The following is a 9,286-nucleotide window of genomic DNA, read 5'->3' as shown; positions in this document are numbered from 1 at the left end:
AATCCTCGTCGACATGCACAACGTCGCCCTCGAATCTCATCCTGTCGCCGGGCTTGGCCTTCGCGTCGATGATCGAGTAGGGATAGTTGGCTGTCAGGATATGCAGGGTCACGCGATCGTCAACGCGCTTCCCCACCGTGGCGAAGACCGCCACCCGATCCCCTATGTTGATTTCCCGCGCCATGAGTAGGATTCTGGAGCGACGCGTCTGGTTGTCAAGAGACTGCTAATATATGCCTTGGCAGTGCGGGAACCTTTCATCGGCGAGCCGATTTGTCTGCATGCCCCGTGCCGTCGAACCACCGATATTGCCAAAGGATAGCCCAGACCGGGAGGCCAACTGTGAAGTCGCCTTGGAAGCCGCATTCGCAGCGCTGGTGACTGCCTCGGAAGCGCAGGGGTGGACGCCGCACGAAACGGCTTTATCCCTCCTGAAAATCGCTACCGAGCATGCCCAGCAGTTCAGGCTTGTGCCGGCTGAGCCGCCAAGGTGGCAAACGCGAAGAGGTGTATTGATTGCGTGTGCCGCGATCGTGCTTTTGCTGTGTGCCGCCATTGTTTGGTGGGTGCTGAGGTGAGCGCGCCAGGCGATGACCGACAAGCCGTGACGACGACCTACATCGGCCTTGGGCTATAGCTATAAACGTACGATCGGGCGGGACGGGTACATTACACGTGCAACAGTCTAAGCATGATAGCTCTGCTTCGACGGAGAAACCACGCGGCAGGCAGATGGTTCCGTATGCCGGAACCATGGAGACCGGTGCTCGTTCATCTGGTTGGTACACCAGGGAAGGACGCAGAAATGGTCGTCAAGAAATCAAGCGGCGCGAGCCGGGTCGTAAAGGGCCAGGAGCTAGAGGTTCAACACCTCACTGAAGTTATGGACCTGTCGCCCAAACAGGCGCGCGGCCTGCTCCGCAAGCACGGCGCGGACTGGCCGAAGTTGAAGGACGAAGCCGAGGATTTGAAGGAAGAGGACTGACAAGTGCATAGGTAGACGCGGCTCTCTTAATGGAGAGCCGCGACAACCCGCCCCGCTCTATCCGCCCAGAAAGAGCTAGGCGACCTTTAGGTCCTTGACCGCCTTCTCGAAGGCGGACTTGATCGGCTTGGATACGTCCTCGACGGCTTTGGTCGTGACGGCCTGAAGTTCCCTGGTCTGCTCGACGGCATTTTCAACCTGCTTACGGACGAAGGCGGTCTGCAGTTCAACGAATTCGGAAGGCGACTTCACGGCAATTAGGGCTTCGAAATGCGAGAAGGCGGCTTCAGTGTTGGCGCGCAGAACGGCAATTGTCTTCAGCGACAGGTTGCTGGAAGCGGCTTTGGCGGATGCGAAGCTCGTCTCGAGAGCCTTCTGGGTCGTCTCCGAATCCGCCTTGAATTTGGCGAGAACTTCTTTCGACTGCTCAACGCCCTTTTCCGTGAAAGCGCTGACCTGCTCGATGGCCTTGGATGCATCAAAAGCGGGGTACGCGTTTTCGATAAATTCAGAGGTCTTTTCAGTGGTCTTGGACATCGTTTCCATCCTTCGTTTGGGGGGGCGACTTTTAAGAAGCCTTCGCATTTCTATTAGCATTACCTAACGGAAGTTTGTGTGCAATGCAACATCTTTGTTGCGCTGCACCATGACTCTTTGACCCACCCGTCCCGCACGGAGCGGAAACGGACTACGCGGCCCCGGCCGCCCTTGACGCTCTTTTCCGCGAGAACCACAACGTCCGCCAGCGGTGTGACGCCGGCCTACTTGAGATCGGCGATATCGGATCCGCGTTCGCGATCCCTGTAATGCTGCACAAAACCTGTGTGGCACACGATTTAGCGCAAAGGTCTCCCGCATCGGCCGTTTTCAAAGACTTGGCTTGGTGCTCGACGTGCCGCATCCCAGGTTCCGGCTCCTTGACCGCGCATATGGTCTTGTCACGGAGCTTTCCCTATAGTCATGCGCTGTGGAGCAGGCCCAACATCTTGAACGGAAGCTGGTCGCCATCCTCGCCGCAGACGTGGTGGGGTACAGCCGGCTGATGGGGCTGGACGAGACGGGCACGCTCACCCGGCTCAAGGCGCTTCGCCGCGAATTCATCGAACCATCGATCGAGGGGTACCATGGCCGCATCGTCAAGCTCATGGGCGACGGGGCTTTGGTCGAGTTCGCTAGCGTCGTCGATGCGGTGGCATGCGCTGTCGAAATCCAGCGCGTCATCGCCGAGCAGAACCTCAGTCTTGCCGAAGACACCCGGATCGTGTTGCGCATCGGGATCAACCTTGGTGACGTGATCATCGACAAAGACGACGTCTACGGCGACGGCGTCAACATCGCCGCCCGCCTGGAAGGGCTGAGCGACCCGGGCGGCATCGTCATCTCGGGAACAGCCTACGATCAGGCCCACAACAAGCTCGGCCTGACCTTCAAGTCGCTCGGCGAACAGCGCCTCAAGAATATTGCAGAGCGGATCCGCGCCTATCGCGTTGTGCTGGAACAGACCGGAGGGACCAGGAAGTCGCGCTCTCGGCGATGGCCTGTGAACGGCGCTGCAGCGCTCGTCCTGGCTCTGATAGCAGGGGTTGCGCTGATGCTCTGGCCGCAGGCGATTGCCCTCCTGCCCGGTCACGGTTCCAACCCGGTTGAATCAGCGCCCGGCAAGCCCTCCATTGCCGTGCTGCCGTTTACTGATCTTAGCGAGAAGGCGGGGCAGGATTATTTTGCCGAAGGGCTCGCAGACGATCTCATCACCGATCTCTCGAGGATCTCGGGGCTCCTCGTCATCGCGCGCAACTCCACGTTCTCCTTCAAGGATCGATCCCTCGATATCGACAAGATCGCGGAACAGTTGAACGTCCGCTACGTGGTCGAGGGCAGTGTCCGCCGGGAGGGCGACGCAGTCCGGATCAATGTTCAGCTCATCGACGCCAAAACGGGGAGCAACATCTGGGCCGAGCGCTATGACCGCGATTACTCCAAGATATTTGCCCTTCAGGACGAAGTGATCGGGCGCATCGTCGACGCTCTCTCTGTGCGCCTGACGGAAGGCGAAAAGGACCAGATCAACCGCCTGCCGACGCGAAATCTCGAAGCGTACGATTTCTACACCCGCGCCGAGCAGAAAGCATACGCGGTCGACTTCAGGTCTCTCGGTGAGGCTCTGTCCCTGTATCAAAAGGCGATCAAGCTCGATCCTATGTTCGCGGACGCCTATTCGGGCTATGCCCGGGCAACCGTGGACGTCCTCGGCTTCGATTTTCAGACGGTTATGCTCAGCGCCGTCGCCCGCCAGCGCGCCTATGAAGCAGCGGGGCGGGCACTGGAGCTCAATCCGCAATCTGCGCGCGCCTATGCCGTGCTCGGCATCCTGCAGATGCTGGACGGCGAATGGGACCAGGCGATCGCGTCGGTCCAGAAAGCCGTCGCGCTGGACCCGAACGGCGCGGAGGCGGAGCTCAATCGGGCGATCGTGCTGACCTACGCAGGACAGAACCTGGAGGCGCTGGCAGCGATGGAACGCGTGTTGCGGCTCGATCCCAAGCCGCGCGCCCAGGTCTTCGACTACTACGGCTTCGTGCTCTACATGAACCATCAGTACGAGAAGGCCTTGCAGGCGCTGAGCGAGGTCCAGCCGGAAGAGCGCAGCGACCTTGGTCTCGAAACGCTGGCCATGGCAAATGCGCGGCTGGGCCGCAAGGCCGAGGCGCACGATGCGGCTGCAGCAATCCTGAAAAAGATACCCGAGCAGAACCTCGCTGCTTATCGTATCGTTTACGCCCACCATCGGCGGCAAGAGGACCTCGATCACCGGCTGGACGCCCTTCGCGCCGCGGGGATTCCCGAGCGGAGCTTCGATTTTCGCGCTCAGGCGGAGGACCGCCTGAGCGCCGCCGCGATACGAGCCTTAACGGGCGATCGGACATGGGGAGGACATCAGTACAATGGCGCGGCGTTCGTCATGGAGCTGAGTGCAAATGGAGATTTCGCACTGAGCTCGCAAAGCAGCATCATCACCGGCGCGTCCAGCGTGGATGGCGACCTCTTCTGCACGCAATCCACCGCGACCTTGCTCGGCCGCAAGTTCTGCGCCCCGGTCTATCGCAATCCCCAGGGGAGCAGCGAAACGCAGGACGAGTACGTTTGGCCGGACTCCGTCACCGTCTGGTATTTCTCGGTGTCTCCGTGACTGGCGCCATTCAACTTGCGGGGCTCGCGACATCGCGCCGGAGCTAGTTGGCCGCCGCTCTAGCCTCGAATTCCTTCGCTTCGACCGCAGGCCATTCGGCTTCCGCCTTCGCAATGACAGGCGCCGGGTTGGCATCGAAGTCTTCCTCCAGGCCCCCTTTTCCGGAGAACAGGAAGAGCTTGCCATCGACGATGCGGAAGGCTTCCGGGTCAAGGTTCGCGGATGCCTCCTTCGCTGACATTCCCCCGGTGCAGAAGCCGCCGAACTGAGGGGCATAGCGCACCGGCTCGGAAATGAAGGCATCACGATGTTGGACGCTGGCGAAATACCAGGTCGCTCCGAGCCACTTCTTCGAGATCTTGTGCGAACCCATCGTCGCGCGACCATCTGTGAAATATGCCACCGGATCGTAGCCAAGTATGGCGACGTTGCCGAAGTATCCGGTGTTCACTCCGTCGCCAGCGTAGGATACGCCAGTGCCGAAGAGCAGGAGGGACGCGGCGGCCAGTCCCGCGCAAAGCATGCTGTCAAACGTCTTGGAACGGTTCTCTGTCATGTTCTTCTCCCGTAACCCTTCTCGATGTCAGTTGCCGAGCGCGATGCACACCTTATACGACGACCCCATCGTCTCCCTAGGTTGGCATTTTGCGCCGTGCTTCTTGAGCAAGACCATCACGTCGGCGCTCTGAAAAAATGTCGCGCGGCTGAGAGGCGTGTACCCGTATTCCTGGATTGCCTCTAGCTGTGCGCCGTGCGCGAGCAATAGTTCCGCGATGGCCGTCTGGTTCTCCTCTGCTGCCACATGCAGCGGCGTGATCTTGTGCGTGCTCAACGCGTCGACCTCGGCCCCGTGGTCGAGCAGCAATTTTGCGATGTCCAGGCTTCCTGAGTAGGCTGCCGCATGTAGCGCGGTGAAGCCGCGATCGTTGCGGGCTTCGATGTCCGCCTTGGCCCCGATTAACGCAATGGCGACCTCGGTATTGCCGGCAAGCGCCGCATCGATCAGCGGCGTCTGACGGCTCTCGTCGCGATCGTTCACATCGGCGCCTTGTGCCAGGAGCGCGGCGACCTTGCCAGCATCGCCCTCCCGCGCAGAGTCGTGGAGCGGCCCGGCAATCGCCGCACCGGCGAGAAACCAGCAAATGAAAGTAACGACGAGAGCCCGACCGAAAGTCCGAAGCCAGCCGGTTCCAAAAGGCCGAACCCGCATTGGGAAGGCCCTCGGCAGGAACAATCGCCTAGAGACCGTCATCGTCTAACTCTCCGGACGCCGCTCGCCCGCGGATGGACGTGTATCAGACCAGTCTAATACATTCGGCGCAGCGGAGCCATAGGGTTCCAGGTTGTGCGCGCGTCGAAGTCGCGCGAGGTGCCCTGTGTCACCCACTGCAGCGGGCTATCCGGGCAGCACCTGCACCACCACCGCTAGAATGGCTATCAGCAGGCAGGCGGCCATGCTGATTACATCGCGCTTCCGGAAGCGCCAGGCCGCCGACACAGCCCATAGTGCAGCGATTGCGGTGATCCAAAGCGAAACGAAACGCGCAGAGACGTTCAGGCGCTGATTGAAAGGGCTGCAGGCGAAGAGCAATCGAATAGTTGATTTAATGCATCGGATGCCGCTGCTTGGCTCCGTCGCAAGGCTGGTGGGCATACATCCAGCCAGGCTCGCGTCATTGGTCCCTCCTTGGCACGGGCTTCTTATGCAAGGCTAATCGATCGGTCCAAACTCGCCTGACGGAACATTAGCGATATCTAAAAGTCTCTCACTTGCGGCAGGATGCTCACCCCATCCCTGCCGCAGATCAGGATACACACCGCCCTGATCGGCCCGCGCCGCTATGCCGAGAGAGCGCGCGGGCTTTGCCGCTGAGTGCTAGCTGGTTTGTCGCCCTACGATCCGCTGGTGTTGAGCGTATTGCCGATCGTCTTGAATTTGGTGTTGACCGAATTGCCGAGTGCACCGGCACCAGTGATGATGGCGAGGGCGATCAAGGTAGCGATAAGTGCATATTCGATTGCACTTGCGCCGGATTCGTCTCGAATAAAACGGGCAATCACATTTTGCATGTCAGGACCCCCTGCCTTCTTTTATAAGAAAATCCTAATAGATCACCGCGAGTTGCAGGTGCGTTAAGTTTCTAAGTTGCGCGTTCGTTAAAGTTTTGTCAGACTTTTGGACGCATCTCGTGGGACCGAAAGCATCCGGCGGAAGAGCAACGCAAGCGGAGGGAATATCAGCGATCCCTAAGAGCATCACCTGGAGGCAGGTGGTGCCCTCCATTGCCTGGCGAAGATCGGGCCTCGCTCTCTGCAGAGGCGCGGGCTTTTCAGGGGGCGCCCTTGGGGAGCGATGCCCGGCAAGCCGGCCACCACTAACATTGTCAGTGTGCTCGAGAAGCCGCATTGGCGGACAGTGCTGACCACGAAGGACAAGGACAAAGCGCTGGCCACGGCGAAAGAGATCGGCGACAAGGTGAGGATCGAGGAGATCACGCCGAAGGTGAAGAGGCCCTAGGGAGGTTCGTTCGCGATCCAGGCGCGCGCCTCTGGCTCGATTGGGAACGGACCGTCATCGCTGGCGGGAGCAGGCCACGCGACTTCGCTTGTTCCTTTCTCGGCTCGGACAGCGTCGGCCGCATCCTTGGCGAGCAGCACGGCCGAGTGCGGGATCCTGGTTCTGGTCGATCTCCACCCATGACAACCGCTGGCGCAAGCACGGCGGCCAGCGCGGACGCGAGGCGACCGAGGATGAGGCGGTGGCCGAGCTCGAGCGCGAGTTCACCTATTATCTCGCGCCGCAACCTCAGCCTTCGTCCTATGCCCGGGCGAAGGGTGTCTAGCGAGAATTTCCCAGCCGCAAATCAGGACCAGCCCCTCTCTCATGCCCTTTCGTCACAAGTCCAGGCGTGTGGTTGCCCGTTTTGTTTCCGCTGCCATCATCGCGGTTACATTGCGCATGTAACAGATCTGTATCCCAAACGACGTCAATCTGGACAGGCTTCTAGCGCGCCCCCTTCACACTCATCTTGATACCGTAAACACTGCCGGTTGCGGTGATGAAGAGCAGGTCGTTATCTTTGCCACCAAAAGTCACATTTGTCGTCGTCTCGGGTACGTCGATATGTTCGATCCTCTTTCCCGTTTTATCGAATATAGCCACACCAATTTGCGTGAGATAGACGTTGCCCTTAGAATCGATGGTCATGCCGTCAGAACCGAGTTTGCAGAAGACGCGTCTGTTCGTGAGCTCGCCATCTGGCTGGATATCGTAGGCATAGGTCCTACTCGCGCCGTAGTCCCCTACGTAAAGCAACTTGCCGTCGGGCGTGCCAATGATGCCGTTGGGTTTCATCAGGTCGGTCGTGACACGCGTGACGGTCTTGTAGTCGGGCGTGACGAAGTAGACGTTTTGGCCCTCCACCCGCGTGCTCCGGTCGTGATATGAATCGAAATCAGGGTCGGTAAAATAGATGCCGCCGTCCGGACGAATCCACAAGTCATTCGGGCCGTTGAACACCTTGCCGTCGAAGTTCGTGACCAGCACCGTAACCTTCTTGTCGGGCGCAATGGACCATAGTTCGCCCTTATCGGGGGCGACGGCGATGAGATTGCCGACTTTGTCGAAGTAAGTTCCATTCGCGCGTCCCGCTGGCTTGAGCCAGTCGGAGAATTTCCCGTCTACCGCGCTCCACTTAACGATACGATCGTTCGGGTCGTCGGTGAAGAATACGTTGCCATCAACATCCGCTGCCGGACCTTCGGTGTATCCATAACCTTCGCCCAATTTTTCCAACTTCGCACCAGGCGCGACGACGGAGGAATCCGCCGCGAAGGTGGAACCTGTTGTGAGCAACAGAACGCCGAGAAGTGCGCAGGTGAAGCCGAATGCTTTCATGAGCAGCAGATTGGGCCAAAATTGGAAGTTGTCTGCGGCATCAGCAACCAGAAATCTTGTCATTTTACGATTTCCTTCCAAAAACCAGCGTTCGCAAGTTCAGGGGCGCCAGCAATAATACAGCAGTTGACCAGCCTGCCGAAGTAGGATTTGCGCTCGTTGAGGGCGAGCTACCGGGGAGGTCAGTGCAAGGCCGATTAAAGAAGTTCCGACCCAGCCCGCCTGGCATGTTTCAACGGGCTAAGGCAACCGCGCCGGCTGTTACCCGCTCGTAATTACCGGGCACTTATCTAACGCAGCTTAACGGGTTCTGCATTGCCAAGCAGAAGCGGTTTCGATGGTTTCTCGGAATCGAGGCTAGGGGAAACCTCGTAACCCTATCAATTCGAGGCGTGGCGGGGGCGAGGACGCGCGCGGAGGGCTTCGCTGGTAGTGAGAGTGAAGGCCGGGGGTACAGAAAACGCTTGTACGAGCCTCTATTTCAATTCGCATCCAGATTGGCACCTGGTTGCAAAAACGGTGTAGCTCTCACTCGAATGGTGTCGATTGGTTGGCGTTTCATGCTCGTGTGGTGCCGCAATGGTTACAGCGAGCCAAAACCGCGCATCATGTCGACAGCCGGTTCAACGCCTTGCAATCCAAGGCGTCTGCGGCTATTGAGGCGTCCGTTGCTGCGGCTCAGTGGTAGAGCACTCTCTTGGTAAGGGTGTGTATCAAATCTGGCACCACGCTTTTCCCCCCCACAAAATCAATCGCTTAACCGACCTCTCGCTTTCGACTGGTGTAAGGTCTTGTAACCGGTTTGGTTGCTTTGTCATCGGCGTTCGCGGCCTTGCGCGGCTTCTTCTTCCCGAACACCTTGTCGATGACGCCTTTGCCGCTATCGCCGTGGGTGTAGTGGTCCATCAAAACCCGCTTGTCCTTCCGAATAGACGCGCGGGCATCACACGTGGCCCGGTGACGTAGTTCTCGGACTCTGGGTCAGGTCGGCTGGTCGATCAGCGACCCCCGTGTCTTTCGGCCGTTGGTACTTTCTGACCAGTTCGACCGTACTGGCTTCGACCGTGACACGGCCGAGCACCTGCACCGTCACCCGACCTAAATCCTCGTCGACATGCACAACGTCGCCCTCGAATCTCATCCTGTCGCCGGGCTTGGCCTTCGCGTCGATGATCGAGTAGGGATAGTTGGCTGTCAGGATATGCAGGGTCACGCG

The 9,286-nt window shown here is 59.2% G+C and carries 12 protein-coding genes and 1 pseudogene; 4 read left to right on the top strand and 9 right to left on the bottom strand.

The window, feature by feature from the left end; translation table 11 throughout:
* Positions 1-184: pseudogene (locus AC1DZU_RS34885) on the bottom strand (hypothetical protein); the annotation flags it as partial.
* A gap of 621 nt (positions 185-805) precedes the next feature.
* On the opposite strand from AC1DZU_RS34885, the gene AC1DZU_RS34880 reads away from it, so the two are divergent.
* Positions 806-985, top strand: coding sequence for a hypothetical protein (locus AC1DZU_RS34880; RefSeq protein WP_477291927.1), 180 nt, complete (start codon positions 806-808; stop codon positions 983-985).
* A gap of 75 nt (positions 986-1,060) precedes the next feature.
* Here AC1DZU_RS34880 and AC1DZU_RS34875 read toward each other — a convergent pair whose 3' ends face one another.
* Positions 1,061-1,522 (bottom strand): phasin, encoded by a 462-nt coding sequence (locus tag AC1DZU_RS34875; protein ID WP_477291925.1) that lies wholly within the window; start codon positions 1,520-1,522, stop codon positions 1,061-1,063.
* A 430-nt stretch (positions 1,523-1,952) separates the two neighbouring features.
* Here AC1DZU_RS34875 and AC1DZU_RS34870 point away from each other — a divergent pair, with 430 nt between their 5' ends.
* Positions 1,953-4,172 (top strand): adenylate/guanylate cyclase domain-containing protein, encoded by a 2,220-nt coding sequence (locus AC1DZU_RS34870; RefSeq protein ID WP_477291923.1) that lies wholly within the window; start codon positions 1,953-1,955, stop codon positions 4,170-4,172.
* A 43-nt stretch (positions 4,173-4,215) separates the two neighbouring features.
* On the opposite strand, the gene AC1DZU_RS34865 is transcribed toward AC1DZU_RS34870, so the two are convergent.
* The 4 genes from AC1DZU_RS34865 to AC1DZU_RS34850 all read right to left on the bottom strand — a co-directional run bounded on the left by AC1DZU_RS34865 (position 4,216) and on the right by AC1DZU_RS34850 (position 6,242).
* On the bottom strand, positions 4,216-4,728 hold the full coding sequence (locus tag AC1DZU_RS34865) for a YHS domain-containing (seleno)protein (RefSeq protein ID WP_477291921.1): 513 nt from the start codon (positions 4,726-4,728) through the stop codon (positions 4,216-4,218).
* Positions 4,729-4,755: 27 nt separating this feature from the next.
* Positions 4,756-5,424: an ankyrin repeat domain-containing protein gene (locus tag AC1DZU_RS34860; protein WP_477291919.1), complete on the bottom strand. Its 669-nt coding sequence runs from the start codon at positions 5,422-5,424 to the stop codon at positions 4,756-4,758.
* 144 nt (positions 5,425-5,568) lie between these two features.
* On the bottom strand, positions 5,569-5,826 hold the full coding sequence (locus AC1DZU_RS34855; protein ID WP_477291917.1) for a hypothetical protein: 258 nt from the start codon (positions 5,824-5,826) through the stop codon (positions 5,569-5,571).
* Between the two features lie 239 nt (positions 5,827-6,065).
* Positions 6,066-6,242, bottom strand: a complete 177-nt coding sequence (locus AC1DZU_RS34850) for a Flp family type IVb pilin (protein WP_477291915.1) — start codon at positions 6,240-6,242, stop codon at positions 6,066-6,068.
* A gap of 283 nt (positions 6,243-6,525) precedes the next feature.
* On the opposite strand from AC1DZU_RS34850, the gene AC1DZU_RS34845 reads away from it, so the two are divergent.
* On the top strand, positions 6,526-6,690 hold the full coding sequence (locus AC1DZU_RS34845) for a hypothetical protein (RefSeq protein WP_477291913.1): 165 nt from the start codon (positions 6,526-6,528) through the stop codon (positions 6,688-6,690).
* 88 nt (positions 6,691-6,778) lie between these two features.
* Positions 6,779-7,015: a hypothetical protein gene (locus tag AC1DZU_RS34840; RefSeq protein WP_477291911.1), complete on the top strand. Its 237-nt coding sequence runs from the start codon at positions 6,779-6,781 to the stop codon at positions 7,013-7,015.
* A 161-nt stretch (positions 7,016-7,176) separates the two neighbouring features.
* Here AC1DZU_RS34840 and AC1DZU_RS34835 read toward each other — a convergent pair whose 3' ends face one another.
* From AC1DZU_RS34835 to AC1DZU_RS34825, 3 genes are all read right to left on the bottom strand, one after another.
* Positions 7,177-8,133: an SMP-30/gluconolactonase/LRE family protein gene (locus tag AC1DZU_RS34835; RefSeq protein WP_477291909.1), complete on the bottom strand. Its 957-nt coding sequence runs from the start codon at positions 8,131-8,133 to the stop codon at positions 7,177-7,179.
* 693 nt (positions 8,134-8,826) lie between these two features.
* The gene (locus tag AC1DZU_RS34830; RefSeq protein WP_477291907.1) at positions 8,827-8,976 is read right to left on the bottom strand and encodes a hypothetical protein; all 150 of its coding nucleotides are present in this window, start codon (positions 8,974-8,976) and stop codon (positions 8,827-8,829) included.
* 37 nt (positions 8,977-9,013) lie between these two features.
* The coding region (locus tag AC1DZU_RS34825) for a hypothetical protein (RefSeq protein ID WP_477291905.1) at positions 9,014-9,286 on the bottom strand (273 nt) is incomplete at its 5' end.

The sequence above is a fragment of the Mesorhizobium sp. P2_A12 genome (assembly GCF_056405075.1).
This window is presented reverse-complemented; position numbering and strand designations above follow the sequence as displayed.